Annotated in this window: 17 protein-coding genes; 13 read left to right on the forward strand and 4 right to left on the reverse strand. The window is 69.0% G+C overall.

Annotated features, from left to right (window positions below; genetic code table 11):
- Window positions 1-40: 40 nt before the first annotated feature.
- Window positions 41-1,672 carry a flavin-containing monooxygenase gene (locus ACWF82_RS17450; protein ID WP_452502275.1) on the reverse strand — a complete coding sequence of 544 codons (1,632 nt, stop codon included), beginning with the start codon at window positions 1,670-1,672 and terminating at the stop codon, window positions 41-43.
- Window positions 1,673-1,868: 196 nt separating this feature from the next.
- On the opposite strand from ACWF82_RS17450, the gene ACWF82_RS17455 reads away from it, so the two are divergent.
- The 7 genes from ACWF82_RS17455 (at window position 1,869) to helR (ending at window position 9,898) form a co-directional block, all read left to right on the forward strand.
- Window positions 1,869-3,404 (forward strand): FAD-binding protein, encoded by a 1,536-nt coding sequence (locus ACWF82_RS17455; protein ID WP_452502277.1) that lies wholly within the window; start codon window positions 1,869-1,871, stop codon window positions 3,402-3,404.
- Between the two features lie 105 nt (window positions 3,405-3,509).
- Window positions 3,510-3,881, forward strand: a complete 372-nt coding sequence (locus ACWF82_RS17460) for a nuclear transport factor 2 family protein (RefSeq protein WP_452502278.1) — start codon at window positions 3,510-3,512, stop codon at window positions 3,879-3,881.
- 12 nt (window positions 3,882-3,893) lie between these two features.
- Complete coding sequence (locus tag ACWF82_RS17465; RefSeq protein WP_452502280.1) at window positions 3,894-5,555, forward strand: FAD-binding protein; 1,662 nt, start codon at window positions 3,894-3,896, stop codon at window positions 5,553-5,555.
- 10 nt (window positions 5,556-5,565) lie between these two features.
- Complete coding sequence (locus ACWF82_RS17470; RefSeq protein WP_189022857.1) at window positions 5,566-5,823, forward strand: hypothetical protein; 258 nt, start codon at window positions 5,566-5,568, stop codon at window positions 5,821-5,823.
- Window positions 5,824-5,848: 25 nt separating this feature from the next.
- On the forward strand, window positions 5,849-6,640 hold the full coding sequence (locus ACWF82_RS17475; RefSeq protein WP_452502281.1) for an SDR family NAD(P)-dependent oxidoreductase: 792 nt from the start codon (window positions 5,849-5,851) through the stop codon (window positions 6,638-6,640).
- Complete coding sequence (locus tag ACWF82_RS17480) at window positions 6,637-7,512, forward strand: alpha/beta fold hydrolase (RefSeq protein ID WP_452502283.1); 876 nt, start codon at window positions 6,637-6,639, stop codon at window positions 7,510-7,512. The genes ACWF82_RS17475 and ACWF82_RS17480 overlap by 4 nt, the downstream gene beginning before the upstream one ends.
- Window positions 7,513-7,708: 196 nt before the next feature.
- Window positions 7,709-9,898, forward strand: a complete 2,190-nt coding sequence (helR, locus tag ACWF82_RS17485) for an RNA polymerase recycling motor ATPase HelR (RefSeq protein WP_452502285.1) — start codon at window positions 7,709-7,711, stop codon at window positions 9,896-9,898.
- A 197-nt stretch (window positions 9,899-10,095) separates the two neighbouring features.
- Here helR and ACWF82_RS17490 read toward each other — a convergent pair whose 3' ends face one another.
- Complete coding sequence (locus tag ACWF82_RS17490) at window positions 10,096-10,923, reverse strand: mycofactocin-coupled SDR family oxidoreductase (RefSeq protein WP_452502287.1); 828 nt, start codon at window positions 10,921-10,923, stop codon at window positions 10,096-10,098.
- A 91-nt stretch (window positions 10,924-11,014) separates the two neighbouring features.
- A complete protein-coding gene (locus ACWF82_RS17495) occupies window positions 11,015-12,163 on the reverse strand; it encodes an RNA-guided endonuclease InsQ/TnpB family protein (protein WP_452502289.1) in 1,149 nt (382 codons plus the stop codon).
- A gap of 25 nt (window positions 12,164-12,188) precedes the next feature.
- Between ACWF82_RS17495 and tnpA the strand changes: the two genes are divergently transcribed.
- On the forward strand, window positions 12,189-12,635 hold the full coding sequence (gene tnpA / locus ACWF82_RS17500; protein ID WP_452502291.1) for an IS200/IS605 family transposase: 447 nt from the start codon (window positions 12,189-12,191) through the stop codon (window positions 12,633-12,635).
- A 41-nt stretch (window positions 12,636-12,676) separates the two neighbouring features.
- On the opposite strand, the gene ACWF82_RS17505 is transcribed toward tnpA, so the two are convergent.
- On the reverse strand, window positions 12,677-13,474 hold the full coding sequence (locus ACWF82_RS17505; protein ID WP_452502293.1) for a mycofactocin-coupled SDR family oxidoreductase: 798 nt from the start codon (window positions 13,472-13,474) through the stop codon (window positions 12,677-12,679).
- Between the two features lie 190 nt (window positions 13,475-13,664).
- On the opposite strand from ACWF82_RS17505, the gene ACWF82_RS17510 reads away from it, so the two are divergent.
- The 5 genes from ACWF82_RS17510 to dmpG are packed head-to-tail and all read left to right on the forward strand — an operon-like array spanning window position 13,665 to window position 18,993.
- Window positions 13,665-14,720, forward strand: a complete 1,056-nt coding sequence (locus ACWF82_RS17510; protein ID WP_452502295.1) for a 2Fe-2S iron-sulfur cluster-binding protein — start codon at window positions 13,665-13,667, stop codon at window positions 14,718-14,720.
- Between the two features lie 14 nt (window positions 14,721-14,734).
- Window positions 14,735-16,237, forward strand: coding sequence for an MDR family MFS transporter (locus ACWF82_RS17515; protein WP_452502296.1), 1,503 nt, complete (start codon window positions 14,735-14,737; stop codon window positions 16,235-16,237).
- Window positions 16,231-17,016 carry a 2-keto-4-pentenoate hydratase gene (locus ACWF82_RS17520; protein WP_452502298.1) on the forward strand — a complete coding sequence of 262 codons (786 nt, stop codon included), beginning with the start codon at window positions 16,231-16,233 and terminating at the stop codon, window positions 17,014-17,016. The genes ACWF82_RS17515 and ACWF82_RS17520 overlap by 7 nt, the downstream gene beginning before the upstream one ends.
- Window positions 17,017-17,040: 24 nt before the next feature.
- Complete coding sequence (locus ACWF82_RS17525; RefSeq protein WP_452502299.1) at window positions 17,041-17,946, forward strand: acetaldehyde dehydrogenase (acetylating); 906 nt, start codon at window positions 17,041-17,043, stop codon at window positions 17,944-17,946.
- 12 nt (window positions 17,947-17,958) lie between these two features.
- Complete coding sequence (gene dmpG / locus ACWF82_RS17530; RefSeq protein WP_452502300.1) at window positions 17,959-18,993, forward strand: 4-hydroxy-2-oxovalerate aldolase; 1,035 nt, start codon at window positions 17,959-17,961, stop codon at window positions 18,991-18,993.
- The last annotated feature ends 29 nt before the right edge of the window (window positions 18,994-19,022 follow it).

A 19,022-nucleotide genomic window follows, 5' to 3' on the forward strand; every position in this document is an offset into this window, starting at 1 on the left:
GGGGTGGTCCGATCAGATCGGACCACCCCGTCGTCGTGTCTCACGCCTCGATGACGTCGAAGCCCTTGTATCCGGCGGCCGCGACCTCGGCGATGATCTCGCCGTACACGCCGAACCCGCCGACGAAGGGCATGAACACCCGCGGCCTGCCCTCGATATTGGCGCCCAGGTACCACGAGTTCGCCTGGGTCATCAGTGTTCCCGCGGCGCGGGTGGCGCATTGGCGGACCCAGTCGGCCACCGCGTCCGGCCTCGCCTCCAGTGCCGTCGCTCCGCTGCTGTCGAGGAAGGCGATGGCCTCGGCCACCCAGTCGACGTGCAGTTCCGAGTGCAGCACCATGTTCGCCAGCACCGAGGGGCTGCCGGGCCCGGTCAGGTTGAACAGATTGGGGAAGCCTGTCATCCCCAGTCCCAGATAGGTTTTCGGCCCTTCCCGCCACGCCTCGTTGAGCGATTCACCGCCGCGGCCGACGATGTTCATCCGCGACACCGATCCGGTCATCGCGTCGAATCCGGTGGCCAGCACCAGGGTGTCGATCGGGTAGTGCGCGTCGCTGGTGTGCACGCCCGCCGCGTCGACGCGGGTGATCGGGGTCGCCCGCAGGTCGACGAGCTCGACATTGTCGCGATTGTAGGTCTGGTAGTAGTTCGTGTCGGTGCAGATGCGCTTGGTGCCGATCGGGTGATCGCGCGGGACCAGCAGGTCGGCCACCCGCGGGTCGTCGATCACGGCGCGCACCTTCTCCTCCCAGAACAGCCGGGCGGTGTCGTTGGCGGGCAGGGTGACCAGCTGGTCGGGGAAGGTCTTGCTGAACAGCACACCGCCCAGCGCCCAGCGCTTCTCGTAGGCGTCACGCAGTTCCTGCTCGTCCACCTCGAGCGCGGACCGCGGGTGCGCCTGGTGCGGGGAACCGCCGCCGCTGGCCATCGACAGCCGCCTGCGCTCGGGGTAGTTCGCCTTCTGCGCCTGCCGTTCCTCGTCGCTCAGCGGTGTATTACCGGCGGGCACACTGAAATTGGCGGTCCGCTGGAAGACGTGCAGTCGCTCGGCCTGCTCGGCCAGGCACGGGATCGTCTGGATGCCGGAGGAGCCGGTGCCGATGACGCCAACCCGCTGCCCGGTCAGGTCGACGCCCTCGTGCGGCCAGTGCGAGGTGTGCAGGGTCTGACCCGCGAACGTCTCGAGCCCGTCGATGGCCGGGGTGTTCGCGTTCGACAGCGGCCCGGTGGCCAGCACGACGAACCGGGCCGAGACCGCGCGCCCGGTGTCGGTGGCGACCTGCCAGCGCAGGGTCTGCTCGTCGAGCACGATATCGGTGACGCGCGTGCCGAATTCGATGTCGCGACGCAGGTCGTAGCGGTCGGCGACGTGCTCGAGGTAGGCCAGGATCTCGGGCTGGGTGGCGTACTTCTCGCTCCAGTTCCACTCCTGCTGCAGCGCGTCGTCGAAGGAGTACGAGTAGTCGACACTCTCGACGTCGCAGCGCGCGCCCGGGTAGCGGTTCCAGTACCAGACGCCGCCGACGCCCTCGCCCGCCTCGAACACCCGCACCGTCAGGCCGCTGCCGCGGAATCGGTGCAGGGCGTACAGGCCGGCGATGCCCGCGCCGACGACGACCACGTCGACGTCGGCGGGGCGGATCGCTGGTGCCGATGGGGTCTCGGGGTTCACAGTGCCTACCTTTCGATGGAGACCGGTTCTCTGCGGGCGAGGCTAAGGACGCGCGGGCCGCGAGAGCAGGTGTCCTTCCCGCTGACCGGCACGTTCTCGCATCGATCGCCTCCCGGTGATCGGGATGATCCGCTCCGTGACCCCCGTCACCGGACCTACCGTCATCGGCACTACGAGGTGGTACCAGGAGGAAACAGTGGTGGACTGGAACGACGAGGTGGATGTGCTGGTCGCGGGGTCGGGCGGTGGCCTGGCCGGCGCCTACACCGCCGCCCGCGAGGGGCTCAGCGTCGCGGTGGTCGAGGCGACCGACAAGTTCGGCGGCACGACCGCGTACTCGGGCGGCGGCGGGGTGTGGTTCCCGTGCAACCCCGTCCTGGAGCGGGCGGGCACCGACGACACGATCGACGACGCGCTCACCTATTACCGCGCCGTCGTCGGCGACCGCACTCCCGACGAGTTGCAGCAGACCTATGTCAGCCGTGGTCGCGACCTCATCGAGTACCTCGAGGCCGACAACCATTTCGAGTTCCAGATGCTGCCGTGGCCGGACTACTTCGGTAAGGCGCCCAAGGCCAGGCTCGACGGGCAGCGCCACATCATGCCGACACCGCTGCCCGCCGCCGAGCTGGGCGAGCTGCGCGAGTCGCTGCGCGGACCGCTGGACACCGATCGCCTCGGCGCTCCCCTGCCGGAGCTGCTGATCGGCGGGCAGGCGCTGATCGGGCGCATGCTGCGCGCGCTGTCGACCTACCCGCACGCCAAGCTCTACCTGGAGTCGCCGCTGGTCGAGCTCGTCGTCGAAGACGGTGTGGTGACCGGTGCGATCGTCGAACGCGGCGGCGAGCGGGTCGCGATCCGCGCGCGCCGCGGTGTGGTGCTCGCCGCGGGCGGTTTCGAACAGAACGACGAGCTGCGCAAGCACTACGGCGTGCCCGGCGAGGCACGAGACACCATGGGGCCCTGGGGAAATCAGGGCTTGGCGCACCAGGCGGGCATCGCGGCCGGCGCCGACACCGACCTCATGGACCAGGCGTGGTGGTCGCCCGGGCTGACCCATCCGGACGGGCGCTCGGCGTTCGCGCTGTGGTTCACCGGCGGCATCTTCGTCGACCAGGAGGGCAAGCGGTTCGTCAACGAATCGGCCCCCTACGACCGGCTCGGCCGCGACGTGATCCGCCAGATGAACGACCGTGGTCTGACCCTGCCGTTCTGGATGATCTACGACGACAAGGAGGGTGAGGTCCCGCCGATCAAGGCCACCAACGTGTCCATGGTCGAGACCCAGAAGTACGTCGACGCGGGCCTGTGGCACACCGCCGACACCCTCGCCGAGCTGGCCGCGAAGATCGGCGTGCCCGCGGCGAATCTCGAGGCCACCGTGGAGCGGTTCAACGGGATGGTCGCCACCGGCGTCGACCCGGATTTCGGGCGCGGCGACGAGGCCTACGATCGTGCCTTCTCCGGCGGTGAACCGCCGCTGGTGACCATCGACAAGGGCCCGTACCACGCGGCGGCGTTCGGCATCTCCGATCTCGGCACCAAGGGCGGCCTGCGCACCGACACCGCGGCCCGGGTCCTCGGCCGCGACGGCGAGCCGATCCCCGGCCTCTACGCGGCGGGCAACACCATGGCCGCGGTCAGCGGCGAGGTCTACCCCGGCGGCGGCAACCCGATCGGCGCGTCCATGCTGTTCAGCCACCTCGCCGTGCGGAACATGCTCGGCGACTGAGCGAGCTCGGGTCCCTCCCGCTGGCCGGGAGGGACCCGTCCGCAGCGGCCACCGAGTGTGGTTCCGTTCACATATTCCCCTTCTCGACATTTCAGGAGCAACACGATGGCTTCAGCGGACGACATCCGCGCGACCGTGCGCAAATATGTGGAGGCCGTCGGCAGCGGTACGGCTGCCGACGTCGTCGCCCTCTACCGCGAGGACGCGACGGTGGAGGACCCGGTCGGCAGCGAACCGCACGTCGGCCACGCGGCGATCACCAAGTTCTACGAGGCCATCGAGCCGTTGAAGCGCTCGACCGAACTGTTCTCCGTGCGCGTCGCGGGCAACAGCGCCGCGTTCAGCTTCCGCGTGGTCACCGAGTTCGGCGAGCAGAAGTTCACCCTCGATCCGATCGATGTCATGACCTTCGACGAGGACGCCCGCATCACCAGCATGCGCGCGTTCTGGTCCCAGGACGACATGGTCGTCGGCTGAGCTGAGGCGAGAATGACTGCGACCGAACAACACTGGGATCACGAAGTCGGCTTCCTCGTCGTCGGCAGCGGCGCGGGCGGGCTGACCGGCGCGCTCGCCGCCGCCGACCGCGGGCTCGACACCCTCGTCATCGAGAAGGCGTCCGTCTACGGCGGCAGTACCGCGCTGTCGGGCGGCGGCATCTGGGTGCCCAACAATCCGGTGCTGCTGCGCGAAGGCCTCGGCGATTCCCGCGCCGACGTGCGCGCCTACCTCGACGCCGTCGTCGGCGACCGGGTGCCGACGGAGAACCTCGACGCGTTCATCGACGAGGGCCCGCGCATGCTCGCCTTCCTCGAGACCAGCCCGCACCTGCGTTTCCAGTGGTGCACCGGCTATTCCGACTACCACCCCGAGGCACCCGGCGGGCGGCCCGCGGGCCGGTCCATCGAGCCGCTGCCGGTGGACCTCAAGCAGCTCGGCGACGACGAGGACCTGCTGCGTCCTGCCGCGCTGGCGACGCCGCCGGGACTGTTCATCACGTCCAAGGATTTCGTCCAGCTCAATATGGTGATGCGCACCTGGAAGGCCCGCTGGACCGCGCTGCTGACCGGCCTGCGGGCGATCAAGGCGATCGTGTTGCGCAGGCACATGGACACCCTCGGCCGCGCGCTGATCGCCCGCCTGCGGCTGGCCCTGCGCGACGCGGGTGTCCCGCTGTGGCTGAACACGCCGCTGCGTTCGCTGATCACCGACGACTCGGGCGCGGTGCTCGGCGTGGTCGCCGAACGCGACGGCCGCGAGATCCGGATCAGGGCGCGCGACGGCGTCCTGCTGGCCACCGGCGGGTTCGAGCACAATCAGGCCATGCGCAAGCGCTATCTGCCCGAGGGCGGGCGCGACAACTTCAGCGCGGCCTCGACGGACAACACCGGTGACGGCATCGTCGCGGGTGAGCAGGTCGGCGCGGCAGTGGATCTGATGGACGACGCGTGGTGGATGCCGTCGTTCCAGCGGCCCGACGGCATCAATCAGGTGCTGGTGTCGGAGCGGTCGATCCCGCGCTCGATCATCGTCGACAGCACGGGCAAGCGCTTCACCAACGAGGCGTCCCCGTATGTGACGTTCGTGCACGCCCAGCTCGCGGGCAGCCACGATCCCGCGTGGCTGATCTTCGACGCGAAGGCCAAGAGCCGCTACCCCATCGGCGGACTCGTGCCGGGCCAGAAGTTCCCGGCGTCGTGGACGGATTCCGGCCTGGTGCGGATCGCGCCGGACATCGACGAACTCGCCACCGCGATCGGTGTTCCCGTGGCCACCTTGCGCGAGACCGTCGACCGTTTCAACGGGTTCGCCCGCGACGGTCACGACGCCGACTTCGGTCGCGGCGTGAGCGCCTACGACAACTACTACGGCGACCCGACCCTGGACACCCCGGCGCTCGACGTCATGGACAAGGGCCCGTACTACGCGCTGCGGGTGCGGATCGGCGACCTGGGCACCAAGGGCGGACTGGTCTACAACGCCGACGCCCAGGTGCTGCGCGCCGACGGCACACCCATCCCCGGCCTCTACGCCGCGGGCAACACCTCGGCCGCGGTGATGGGCAACGACTACGCGGGTGCGGGCGCGACCATCGGCCCCGCGATGGTGTTCGGCTACGTCGGCGCGCGGCACGCCGCGGGCGAGCGCTGAGGAGGCATTCATGCAACCCGTCGAATGCGGTACGTGCGGCAACAAGGTGCTGGCCGAGAAGTTCAGCCCCAGCCACACCAGCATCCAGTGGCTCGACGACGCCGAGTCCGCGTGCCCGGAGTTCGCCCGCCGCGCCGCGCTCGGCGAGCACAGCAGCTGGATCCCGACCTGCCCCGCCCTGCGCGATTCCATCGAGAACGCTGTTCGCGCAGGAGCGTTGGCGACCGATCAGTTGCGGCACGAGCCGGTTCCCGGCCGGCTCGGCTGACCCCACAGACCAAGGAGAGAAACTCATGAACAGACTCGACGACCACCGCACGCTGGTGACCGGCGCCGCGTCCGGTATCGGCCAGGCCACCGTGCTGCGGCTGCTCGACGAGGGCGCCACGGTGGTCGGCGCCGACGTCTCGGCCGACGGCCTGGCCGCCACCAAGGCCCAGGCCGCCGAACGCGGCACCGCCGACCGGCTCACCACGCTGACCATCGACATCGGCGACGAACAGTCGGTCGTCGAGGGTGTCCGCTCCTCGGTCCAGACCCTCGGCGGCCTGGACTCGCTGGTGAACGCGGCGGGCATCCTGCGCGCCTCGCACACCGAGCAGACCTCCCTGGACCTGTGGGACCTGATCATCCGGGTCAACCTCACCGGCACCTTCCTGGTGGTCCGCGAAGCCCTGCCCGCGCTGCTGGCGAACCAGAGTTCTACGGTCGTGAACTTCAGTTCCACCTCGGCGGCGTTCGCGCACCCGTACATGGCGGCCTATGCGGCGAGCAAGGGCGGCATCCAGTCCTTCACCCATGCCATCGCGCTGGAATACGGTGGCAAGGGCCTGCGCGCGGTCTGCGTCGCGCCGGGCAGCATCAAGTCCGGGATCACCGACGCCACCGGCGGTTACGTGCCCGCCGACGCCGACTGGTCGCTGTTCGGCAAGCTGTCCCCGGTCCTGCCCACCGGGCTGGAATCCGGCGGCGCGGGCATGGGCGACCCGAGCGCGGTGGCCGGCGTGATCGCCATGCTGGTCTCCGAGGACGGCGCCTTCATCACCGGCACCGAGATCCGCATCGATGGCGGCACCCACGCATGACCGAGCTGAGCTACGAGGCCACCCTGCGCGAGATCCGCACCGACGCGGGCGTCTTGCGCTATCACGAGGCGGGTGAGGGTCCGCCGCTGCTGCTGTTGCACGGGTCGGGTCCCGGTGTCACCGGATGGCGCAACTTCCGCGGCAACCTCGCCACGTTCGCGGACCGATTCCGTTGTCTGGTCCTGGAATTCCCCGGCTTCGGAGTCAGCGACGACTTCGGCGGTCATCCGATGGTGACCGCGCTGGACGCGGTGGTCCGGTTCGTCGACGCGCTCGGGCTCGACAGTGTCGACATCATCGGCAACTCGATGGGTGGCGGGGTGGCGCTCAATTACGCCATCGCGCACCCGGATCGGGTCGGCAAGCTGGTGACGATCGGCGGCATCGGGCGCAATATCTTCAGCCCCGGCCCCGGTGAGGGCATCAAGCTGCTGCAGGAGTTCACCGAGGAACCCACCAGGGAGCGGTTGATCCAGTGGCTGCACTCGATGGTCTACGACCCGGCGATGGTCACCGAGGAGCTGATCGAGGAGCGCTGGACCCAGGCCACCGATCCGGCCACCCTGGACAGCGCGCGGCGGATGTACAGCAAGGCCGCGTTCGCGATGATGGTGCGGGCCATGGAGGCTTCCGACGCGCCGCCGCCGTGGGCGATGCTGCACAAGGTACAGGCTCCGACGCTGATCACCTGGGGCCGTGACGATCGGGTGAGCCCGCTGGATATGGCGCTGATCCCGATGCGCACGATTCCGCGCGCCGAATTGCACGTGTTCCCGAACTGCGGGCACTGGGCGATGATCGAGCGCAAGGACGAGTTCGAGTCGGCGGTGCTGGCGTTCTTGACCCGCAAGGATGTCGACCGGACGGTGTGATCGCCGGTTCCGCTGCCCCCTGTGACGCGGGAAGGAGGAGTCCTCACTCTCTTCCCTTTCCAACATATAGCGCACAGGGGGCCTTGCCGCAAGGCCCCGGTCGTGCCGCATAATCGTCGGCCGAAGCCAGAAGCTGCGGAAATGGGAGTGAACGACGCGCTCCCCCGGGATCGGCGAACCGGGAAAGTGAGGGCATGTGTCAACTCAGGGATATCAGGACGAACTGCGGTCCGAGCAGACTTATGTGGACGGGCTGTACGCGAAGCTCGATGCCGAGCGCACCCGGGTGAAGGGCCGCTACAGTGCGGCGCTGCGCGGCAAGGGTGTCTCGGCGATGGAACGCGACTTCGAGGTGCGTGCGCTGGGCAAGCAGGCGAAACGGCTGGATGTGGCCGACAACGGGCTGTGCTTCGGCAGGCTCGACTCGCTCTCGGGCGAGGCCTCCTATATCGGCCGGATCGGCCTGTTCGACGAGGCGAACGAGTTCGAGCCGCTGCTGCTCGATTGGCGGGCGCCCGCGGCGCGCGCGTTCTATGTCGCGACCGCGGCGACGCCGGAGGACATGCGCAGGCGCCGCCAATTCCACACGCGCGGGCGGCAGGTGACCGGCTTCACCGACGAGGTGCTCGGCAGGCCCGACGGTGCCGAGCGTGGGGACGCGGCCCTGCTCGCGGCGGTCAACGCGCCGCGCGGTGCGGGCATGCGCGACATCGTCGCGACGATCCAGGCCGAGCAGGACGAGATCATCCGCCTCGATCACCCGGGCGTGCTCGTCATCGAGGGCGGCCCCGGCACCGGCAAGACGGTGGTGGCGCTGCACCGCGTCGCGTATCTGCTCTACACCCAGCGCGAGCGGATGGAACGCCAGGGTGTGCTGGTGGTCGGCCCGAATCCGGCCTTCCTGAACCACATCGCGCATGTGCTGCCGTCGCTGGGCGAGACCAATGTGGTGTTCACGACCGCGGGCGATCTGCTGCCCGGGCTGCACGTCACCGCGGAGGACATCCCCGAGGCGGCCCGGCTCAAGGGCTCGCTGCGAATTCTCGACGTGCTCGCGGCCGCCGTCGCCGATCGGCAGCGGCTGCCGGTGGATCCGGTGCCGATCGAGCTCGCGGATGTCACCGTGCGCATCGACGCCGAGACCGCGCAGTGGGCGACCGAGGAGGCACGGGCCAGCGGACGGCCGCACAACGAGGCGCGGGACGTATTCCGCGAGATCATCACCTATGTGCTCACCGAGCGTGCCATCGGACGGATCGGGAAGGGCTGGCTCACCCGCGACGACCGCGAGGCGTGGGAACAGCTGCGCACCGATCTGGTCGCGGAGCTCGCCGAGAACGCGGCGTTCACCGCGGCCCTGGACGATCTCTGGCCGATCCTGACCCCGGAAACCTTCCTCGCCCAGCTGTATTCGTCGCCGGAACGGCTGCGTGCCGCCGGCGCCGACGAGTCGCTGTACCGCGCCGAGGGCGACGCCTGGACGGTGTCGGATGTCCCGCTGCTCGACGAACTCGTCGATCTGCTCGGCCGCGACAAGCCCGTCGACGACACCGCCGAGCGGGAGCGCAGGGCCGAGGCCGCCTACGCCGCGCGGGTGCTCGAGGACACCATGGTCAGCCGCGAAGACCACATGGACGACGAGGATCACCTCTTCGCCCAGGACATGCTCTTCGGCGCGGACCTGGCCGAACGCTTCCTGGAGCGTGACACCAGGGAACTCGCCGAACGCGCTGCCGCGGACCGGGATTGGACCTACCGGCACGTCGTGGTCGACGAGGCGCAGGAGCTGTCGGAGATGGACTGGCGGGTGCTGATGCGACGCTGCCCCGGCAAGTCGTTCACCGTGGTTGGTGATCTCGCCCAGCGCCGCTCGGCGGCGGGCGCGACATCGTGGGCCACCATGATGGAGCCGTACGTCCCCGGCCGCTGGCTCTACCGCGCGCTGACGGTGAACTACCGCACTCCCGCGGAGATCATGGCCGTCGCAGCGGCGGTCCTCGCCGAGTTCGCCCCGGAGGTCACGCCACCGGAATCGGTCCGCGCGTGCGGCGTGCAGCCTTGGGCGCGGCGTGTCGATCCGGCGGACTTGTCCACCGCCATCACGGAATTCGTGCGAGACGAAGCGGAGCGCGAGGGCACCAGCATCGTGATCGGCCCGCCGGATGTACCGGGCACGGTGGCCGCGTCGGAGACCAAGGGCCTCGAATTCGACGCGGTACTGGTGGTGGAACCGGAACGGATCCTCGCCGACGGACCACGCGGTGCGGCCGAGTTGTATGTCGCGCTCACCCGCGCCACCCAGCGCCTCGGCGTGCTGCATCACGACGAATTGCCGCAGGCGCTGCGCGGACTGGCCGACTCCCCGACGCCTGTTCCGGCGCGCTGACGCCACCCGCGCCGGGCGGACCGGCCGACGCGTCGGCGACCGTTCCGGCGCGCTGCGCCTGCTGACCGACAGGCGGACTCTGCCCGGCGCGCAGACGCCACACGCGCTGTGCGGACCGGTCGGCACCCTTGTTCTGTTCCGGCGCGCTGACGCCCGCGTGGGCTGCCACGATCGGCAGCCCACGCGTCGTCGCCGCGTCAGCGCTGGGTGCTGCCCGCGTCGATGGGCAGCGTTACCGCGGTGATGTAGCGGCCCTCGTCGGAGGCGAGGAACAGGGCGGCATTGGCGATGTCGACCGGTTCGACCCAGGGGATCGGGAGCATGTTCATCGACACGGCCGCCTCCGCGAATTCCTCGCGGGTGGGATGTTCACGGTCGGGCCGGAACACCTTGCGCACCATGTCGTTCTGGATCATCGGGGTGTCGACATTGGTCGGATGGACCGAGTTCACCCGGACATGATGCGGGGCGAGTTCCTTGGCCAGTGAGCGCATCAGCCCGACCACCCCGTGTTTGGCTGCGGTGTAGTGCGCGACGCCGACCAGTCCGCGCAGGCCCGCGATCGAGCTGGTCAGGATCATCGCGCCGCCGCCGCGGCTGATCAGGTGCGGGGTGGCGGCCTTGCAGGTCTGCCACACACCGGTCAGGTTGACATCGATCATGGTGTGCCACTGCTGCTCGGTGAGGTCGAGCGCACCACCGCTGGAGCTGATTCCGGCGGTGGCGCAGACGATGTCGAGGCCACCCAGTTCCGCGACGCCGGCGTCGACGACGCCGCGCAGTGCCGCGCCGTCGCGGACGTCGACGGTCGCGGCGACGATCCGCGCGCCCGTCGCCTCGACGGCGCGCACGGTCTCGGCGAGGTCGTCGTGGGTCGCCCCCGGCGACACGACGGTTTCGACCGGCCCGCAGATGTCGACCGCGATGATGTCGGCGCCCTCCTCGGCCAGCCGGATCGCCTGGGCGCGGCCGATGCCGCGCGCGGCGCCGGTGACGAGGGCGATCTTGCCCGAAACCCGTCCCATTTGACATCCTCCCGGCCCTGAAGGACCGGTATTCCTACCAGCGCCGATGGCGCTCTCGGTGGGTTCCTGTTTCACAGAGACGTGCCTTCCGCTACGCGGCAGGACTTACCGTCCCTCCGCAGGCTTTTAACCTCTCCGTCCGTCCGGCGGCGAGGATGTTTCGTGCAGCGTTCAGATCGCGGTCGTGCGTTGCACCGCAGGTGCATGTCCACTCCCGCACCTGCAACGGTTTCTTCTCCCCGACCACGCCACACGCCGAACACGTGCGCGTCGACGGGAACCAGCGGTCCACCCTGGCGAAGTGCCGCCCATACCGGGCGGCCTTCTCCTCCAACATTCGGGTGAACATGCCCCACCCGGCGTCGTGGACCGACTTCGCCAGGCGGGTCCGTGCCAAACCTTTCACGCACAAGTCCTCGACGTAGACCGCTTGGTTGTCGCGGATGATCGCCGTGGAATGCTTGTGCACCCAATCTCGCCGCGTGTCCGCCACGCGGGCATGAGCTTTCGCGACCAGGACTCGGGCCTTGGCCCGGTTCTTCGACCCCTCCTCCTTGCGGGACAAGCTCTGCTGCGCCTTGCGGAGCTTGCGTTCCGCCCGTCGCAAGAACTTCGGGGATGCGACAGTCGTGCCGTTCGACAAGACCGCGAAGGTGGTGAGACCGAGGTCGATACCCACCTCCGACTCCAACTCGGTCAGCGGTTCGAAACCCACCTCCACGACGAACGACGCGAAATAGCGGCCCGCACTGTCCTTGATGACCGTGACGCTCGACGGATTCGACGGCAACGCCCGCGACCAGCGGACCGCAAGTTCCCCGACCTTCGCCACATACAGTTTCCGATTCGGGCGCAGGTTGAACCCGTTGCGCGTGAACCGGATCGCTTGCCGGTTGTCCTTGCGGGAACGGAACCGTGGCGGGGCGAGCTTCGCACCCTTGCGTTTCCCGGTGACCGAGGAGAAGAAGTTGCGGTACGCGGTGTGCAGATCGCCCAGCGCCTGCACCAACACCACCGACGAAACCTCTGCCAGCCAAGCACGTTCGGGAGTTTTCTTGGCTGCGGTGATCACCTGCGTCTGCAGGGCGGAGTCCTTGATGTACGGCAGTCCCGCCGCGTGCGCTTCCTGTCGGGCACGCAAGCCGTCGTTGTACACCACCCGCGCGCAACCGAACGCCCGGCCCAGCGCGATCTGCTGGCCTGGCGTCGGGTAGACGCGGAAGTTGTACCGGAGCTGCACAAGACTCAGCGTACCGTATTGGTCTATGAATAACTGCGACGATTACCGGCGCGGCCGCAGTGTGATTTCCGCGATGCACGTCCACTTGGTCTTTGCGACCAGGTACCGTCGTGGACTGTTCACCGACGACATGCTCACCACCTGCGAGCAGGTCATGCGCGACGTGTGCGCCGACTTCGGAGCCACCCTGGTCGAATTCAACGGCGAACCCGACCATGTGCACCTGCTGGTCGAATACCCACCCAAGGTCGCGGTGTCGAAGCTGGTGAACAGCCTCAAAGGCGTGTCGGCTCGCCGCCTGCGGGATGAGTACCGGGACTGGGTCAACCAGCACAGCATGAACGGTCACCTATGGACTCCCAGCTACCTCGCCGCGTCCTGTGGCGGCGCCCCGATCGCTATCGTGAAGCAATACATCGACCAGCAACGACGCCCACCCCGTGGTCCGGGAAGGCCGAAGCTGATGCGTTGACCCGGCCCTGACGAACCGGGCTTGCGCGCTACGCTTCACGGTCACACCTTCTGAGTCAGTCCGGCATCCACCACGAGCTGGGTTCCCGTCACGTAACGGGACTCGTCGGATGCGAGGAAGAGCACGGCATTGCTGATGTCGACCGGGTCGACCCACGGCACCGGCAGCAGGGTGCGGGCGGCGAGTGCCTCGGCCGCGTCCTGCTGGGTCGGGTTCGTCAGGTCGGGCCTGAGTTTGGCGTACACCGTGTCGTTGAGGATCATCGGCGTCGCCACCGAGCCGGGATGCACCGTGTTGACCCGGATCCCACGCGGGCCGAGTTCGTTCGCCAGGGTGCGGGCGAGCCCGACCACGGCGTGCTTGCTCGCCGAATAGTGCGAGGCGGTGGCGGCGCCGGTGATGCCGTTGGTGGAGCTGACGATCACGATCGAGCCGCCGTCGCTCAGCGCCGGGACACCAGCCCGCACCGTGTGCCACATGCCGGTGAGATTGATATCCATGGTGCGCTGCCAGGCGTCGTCCGACAGCTCCCAGGACAGGCCGAGGTCGCGGTAGATCCCGGCGTTGGCCACGATCACATCGAGGCGGCCCAGCGCGGCGACCCCGTCGGCGACGGCGACGTCCAGCGAAGCCTGGTCGCGCACGTCGGCCACCGCGGTCACGCACAGGCGGCCCGTCGCCTCGACCTCCGCCGCGGTCTGCGCCAGTTCGGCGGCCGCGGGCTCGATGTCGACGGCGATGATGTCGGCGCCTTCCTCGGCCAGGCGGCGGCAATGGGCGCGGCCCATCCCGCCTGCCGCGCCGGTCACCAGCGCGACGGTGTTCTGCATGCGGTTCATCGGGCGCCCCCGGCAGGTCGAGTGTCCACGAGGCCGACGCTAGGGTCGCCGCCCGGCGCGTCCGACCTGGTCTTCCCGGTCAGTGGGCAGTGCGCGGCGATCTCCCGTCCACCGGGAGCCACCGGCCACGGGACCCCGCGGAGCTGCGACGGTAGCCCGGACACCGGCTCTGTGATCGAGGAGGACACCAGTGACGAGGGCGACTGTCGACGTATCGCGTGGCTCGCGGGTGGTGACGCTGCGCGTGGCGGCCGTGATCGAGGAGACCGCGGACGCGCGCACGCTCGTGTTCGACGTGCCCGACCACGCCGCCGACCGGTTCGCCTACCGGCCCGGCCAGTTCCTCACACTGCGCATTCCGAGCGAGCGGACCGGACCGGTCGCGCGCTGCTATTCGCTGGCGAGCTCACCGTTCACCGGCGAAGCGCCGCAGGTGACGGTCAAGCGCACGCCCGGCGGCTACGGCTCGAACTGGCTGTGCGACAACATCTCCGTCGGCGACACCCTCGATGTGCTGCCCCCGCTCGGCACCTTCACCCCGGCCTCCCTCGACACCGATCTGCTGCTGTGGGCGGCGGGTAGCGGCATCACCCCGGTGATGTCGATCCTGCGGTCGGCCTTGGCGCGCGGTTCGGGCCGGGTGGTGCTGTTCTACGCCAATCGCGAGCAGGAGTCGGTCATCTTCGCCGAGGCCCTGCGCGAGCTCGCCGCCCGGTATCCGGGCCGGGTGAGCGTGGTGCACTGGCTCGAATCGCTGCAGGGCCTGCCGAGCACCGCCCAGCTGGCGCAGTTCGCCGCGCCGTACGCGGCCTACGAGTCGTTCGTGTGCGGGCCGGGCCCGTTCATGGCGGCGGTGACCGAGGCGCTGGCCGGGGCCGGGTGGCCGCGCGAGCGCGTCACCACCGAGGTGTTCGTCTCGCTGTCGGGTGATCCGTTCGCCGAGCCGGAGCCGCTCGATCCCGCCGACACCGAGGACTCCGCCCACGTCGAGGTGGAGCTCGACGGCACCGTGCACGCGCTGAGCTGGCCGCGCTCGCGCACCCTCGTCGACGTCATGCTGGCCGACGGCCTCGATGTCCCCTATTCCTGCCGCGAAGGCGAATGCGGTTCGTGCGCGTGCACCGTCGTCGACGGCGAGGTCAGCATGACCAACGCCGCCATCCTCGACCAGGAGGACATCGACGCGGGCTACGCCCTGGCCTGCCAGGCCCGTCCGTGCACGGACAAGGTCCGCATCCGCTTCTGACCGAGAGGTGTTCTGTGGCAACCGATACCGCCCGATCCGAGGTCGGGTTCGGCTCGGACCGTAGCCCCGTGCTCGCCTCGCTGATGCTCGCCACCGGACTCGTCGCGCTCGATTCGACGATCCTGGCGACCGCGGTGCTGTCGATCACCGACAACCTCGGCGACTTCGGGCTGTTCCCCTGGCTGTTCACGAGCTACCTGCTCGCCCAGGCGGTGACGGTGCCGATCTACGGCGCACTCGCCGACACCTTCGGCCGCAAACCGGTGATGCTGTTCGGGATCGCGGTGTTCGCGCTCGGCTCGCTGCTGTGCGGGCTGGCGAGCAGCATGCTCGCGCTGATCGTTTTCCGTGCCGTCCAGGGCATCGGGGCCGGGGCCATCCAGCCGACGACCATGGTCATCGCGGGTGATCTGTACACGCTGGCCGAACGCGCCACGGTCCAGGGCTATCTGGCCGGGGTGTGGGCGGTGGCGTCGGTGACGGGTCCGCTGCTCGGTGGCCTCTGCGCCGACTATCTCGGCTGGCGGTGGATCTTCCTGGCCAATCTGCCGCTGGCCGTGCTCGCCGCCTGGATGCTGGTCCGCAATTTCCCCGAGTCGGTGCCCCGGCGGCGCCGTAGCGTCGACTACGCGGGCGCGGTGCTGCTGACGCTCGGCGCCGGCGCGCTCGTCCTCGGGCTGCTCGAAGGTGGCCGCACCTGGGCATGGGATTCACCCGCCGGGTTAGCCGTCTTCGCCTGCGCCGCACTGTCTCTCACGCTGTTCGTTGTGGTGGAATCGCGGGCCGTGCGGCCGATTCTGCCGCTGTGGGTTTTCACCCGGCGGGTGGTGATAGCGAGTAGTGTCGCCGCCATGCTGGGCGGGGCGCTGCTGTTCGGGTTCACGACCTATGTGCCGATGTTCAATCAGGGCGTGCTCGGCTCCAGCGCGCTGGTCGCCGGGGTCGTCACCGGGGCGCTCACTCTCGGCTGGCCCTTGGCCGCCGCGAGGGCGGGAAAGGTGTACCTGCGCTTCGGGTTCCGCACCTGCGCGGTGCTCGGCAGTTCCGTCGCGGCGATCGGTGCGGCGACGACCCTGCTGCTCGGCGAGAACTCCGAGCTGTGGCAGGTCGCCGTCTCGTGTTTCGTTGTCGGCGCCGGCATGGGCCTGGTGGCGACGCCCACGCTCATCGCGGCACAGACGAGCGCGGAGTGGACCGAGCGCGGTGTCGTCACCTCGGCGAACATGTTCGCGCGGTCGCTGGGCAGCGCGGTGGGGGTCGCCGTGTTCGGTGCGATCGTCAACGCTCGCCTCGGGAGTGCGGACGCGCCGTCGCCGCAGACGCTGTCGGCCGCCGTGCACCTGGTGTTCGCGACCATCGCGGCGATGACCGTGGTGCTGGTGGCGGCGTGTGCGGCGATTCCCGGCCGGGCCGCGCATTTTCCTGCCCATCCAGCGGGAAGGGCCGGCCCGCTGCGCCGTCTCGAGTACGAGCATGGGGTGGCATCACCAGACGAGAAGAGGGAGCCAGGATGCTGACAACCAGCATGCGCGCCGAGCTCGCCGCCGAACTGGCGCGGGCGGAGCTGGATCGGGTGGCTGTGTCCCCCATCGCCGACCGGTATCCGGGCATCGACGTGGTCGACGCGTACGAGATCCAGCTGCTCAATATCCGGCGCAAGCTGGATGACGGCGGGAAGATCGTCGGCCACAAGGTCGGGCTGTCGTCGAAGGCGATGCAGCAGATGATGGGCGTCGACGAGCCCGACTACGGTCACCTGCTCGCCGACATGGAGCTGTCCGAGGACATCCCCGTCGACACGGCCAAGTTCCTGCTGCCGCGCGTGGAGGTCGAGGTCGGTTTCGTGCTCGGCGCCGATCTGCCCGGCGCGGACTGCACCGAGGCCGATGTCCTCGCCGCGACCGTCGCCTACGCGCCCGCGATCGAGCTGATCGACTCCCGCATCACCGACTGGCGGATCGGGTTGTGCGACACCATCTCCGACAACGCGTCCTCAGCGGGGTTCGTGCTGGGCAAGGAGCGCGTCGCGCCCGCCGACATCGACATCACCGCCATCGACGCGACCCTGACCCGCAACGGTGAGGTCATCGCCGAGGGCCGCAGTGACGCCGTCCTCGGCGACCCGGTGATCGCCGTCGCCTGGCTGGCTCGCAAGGTCGCGAGCTTCGGGGTGCGGCTCAAGAAGGGCGACATCGTGCTGCCCGGTTCCTGCACCCGCGCCATCGACGCGCGTCCCGGTGACGACTTCCTCGCCGAGTTCACCGGACTCGGTTCCGTCCGTTTGCGTTTCAGCTGAACCAGACTTCCCAAGGAGTACACCGTGACCAGCAAAGTCACCGCCGCGATCGTGGGGTCCGGCAACATCAGCACCGATCTGCTGTACAAGCTGCTGCGCTCGGACAAGATCGAGCCGCGCTGGATGATCGGCATCGACCCCGATTCGGAGGGGCTGAAGCGGGCGAGCGGGCTGGGTCTGGAAACCTCCGCCGAGGGCGCGGACTGGCTACTCGCCCTCGACGAGAAGCCGGATCTGCTGTTCGAGGCCACCTCCGCCTACGTGCACCGCGCCTACGCGCCGAAATACGAGGCCGCCGGCATCCGCGCCGTCGACCTCACCCCCGCCGCGGTCGGCCCGGCCGTGATCCCCCCGGTGAACCTGGATTCACTGCGCGACGCCCCGAACGTCAACATGATCACCTGCGGTGGCCAGGCCACCATTCCCATGGTGGCGGCCGTGTCGCGTGTCGTGCCGGTGGCCTACGCCGAGATCGTGGCGTCGGTGTCCTCGGTATCGGCCGGACCGGGCACTCGCGCGAACATCGACGAGTTCACCAAAACCACCTCCAAGGGTGTCGAGACCATCGGCGGCGCCCAGCGGGGCAAGGCCATCATCATCCTGAATCCCGCCGAACCGCCGATGATCATGCGCGACACCATCTTCTGCTCCATCCCCGAAGACGCCGATCGCGATGCCATCGCCGAGAGCATCTTCGCCATGGAGAAGTCGATCCAGGAATACGTGCCCGGATACCGGCTGCTCAACGATCCGCAGTTCGACGACCCGTCGGTGATCTCCGGTGGCATGGCGAAAGTGTCGATCTTCGTCGAGGTCGAAGGCGCGGGCGACTTCCTGCCGCCGTATGCGGGCAACCTCGACATCATGACCGCCGCCGCGACCCGCGTCGGTGATGTGCTGGCCGATCAGATCATCTCGGCTCGGGTGTAAGGAGCTCAAATCATGGTCTACTCAGCTGATCTCGACATCCGCGTCACCGACACTTCCCTGCGTGACGGTTCCCACCACAAGCGGCATCAGTTCACCGCGACCGAGGTCCGCGACATCGTCGCCGCCCTCGACGGCGCGGGCGTGCCGGTCATCGAAGTCACCCATGGTGACGGCCTCGGTGGTTCCTCGTTCAACTACGGGTTCTCCAAAACCCCTGAGCAGGAACTGATCAAGGCCGCCGCGGAAACAGCGAAGAACGCCAAGATCGCCTTCCTCATGCTGCCGGGAGTCGGCATCAAGGAAGACATCACGATCGCGCAGGACAACGGAGCGTCGATCTGCCGCGTCGCGACGCACTGCACCGAAGCCGATGTGTCCGTGCAGCACTTCACGGCGGCCCGCGAGCTCGGTCTGGAAACGGTCGGCTTCCTGATGATGTCGCACACCCAGCCGCCGGAGGCCCTCGCCAAGCAGGCTCGCATCATGGCCGACGCGGGCTGCCAGTGCGTCTATGTGGTCGATTCCGCGGGTGCCCTTGTCCTGGAACAGGTCTCGGACCGGGTCTCCGCGCTCGTCGCCGAGCTCGGCACCGACGCGCAGGTGGGTTTCCACGGTCACGAGAATCTCGGCCTGGCCGTGGCCAATTCGGTGTACGCGGTGCGCGCCGGCGCCACCCAGATCGACGGCTCCGCCCGCCGCTTCGGCGCGGGCGCGGGCAACCTGCCGGTCGAAGCCTTCATCGGCGTCTGCGACAAGCTCGGCATCAAGACCGGCGTCGACTTCTTCGCCGTCACCGACGCCGCCGAAGACGTCGTCCGCCCCGCCATGCCGTCGGAATGCCTCCTCGACCGCCAGGCCCTGATGATGGGCTACGCGGGCGTCTACTCCAGCTTCCTGCGCCACGCCGAACGCCAAGCCGAACGCTACGGCGTCTCCGCCGCCGAACTCCTCGTCCGCGCCGGTCGCCGCAAGCTCATCGGCGGCCAGGAGGACCAGCTCGTCGACATCGCCCTCGAACTCCAGCGCGAGGCATCCGTCAGCGCGTGATCGATGCGCCGCGTGGGGATCCCACGCGG

Source organism: Nocardia sp. NPDC055053 (genome assembly GCF_053608285.1).

Bases quoted from the DNA above. Each gene is read 5' to 3' on its own strand.
- ACWF82_RS17505 (WP_452502293.1), bottom strand. From the start codon at position 13,474: ATGAACCGCATGCAGAACACCGTCGCGCTGGTGACCGGCGCGGCAGGC.
- dmpG (WP_452502300.1), top strand. From the start codon at position 17,959: ATGGTCTACTCAGCTGATCTCGACATCCGCGTCACCGACACTTCCCTG.
- ACWF82_RS17460 (WP_452502278.1), top strand. From the start codon at position 3,510: ATGGCTTCAGCGGACGACATCCGCGCGACCGTGCGCAAATATGTGGAG.
- ACWF82_RS17475 (WP_452502281.1), top strand. From the start codon at position 5,849: ATGAACAGACTCGACGACCACCGCACGCTGGTGACCGGCGCCGCGTCC.
- ACWF82_RS17480 (WP_452502283.1), top strand. From the start codon at position 6,637: ATGACCGAGCTGAGCTACGAGGCCACCCTGCGCGAGATCCGCACCGAC.
- ACWF82_RS17490 (WP_452502287.1), bottom strand. From the start codon at position 10,923: ATGGGACGGGTTTCGGGCAAGATCGCCCTCGTCACCGGCGCCGCGCGC.
- ACWF82_RS17465 (WP_452502280.1), top strand. From the start codon at position 3,894: ATGACTGCGACCGAACAACACTGGGATCACGAAGTCGGCTTCCTCGTC.
- tnpA (WP_452502291.1), top strand. From the start codon at position 12,189: ATGAATAACTGCGACGATTACCGGCGCGGCCGCAGTGTGATTTCCGCG.
- ACWF82_RS17520 (WP_452502298.1), top strand. From the start codon at position 16,231: ATGCTGACAACCAGCATGCGCGCCGAGCTCGCCGCCGAACTGGCGCGG.
- ACWF82_RS17470 (WP_189022857.1), top strand. From the start codon at position 5,566: ATGCAACCCGTCGAATGCGGTACGTGCGGCAACAAGGTGCTGGCCGAG.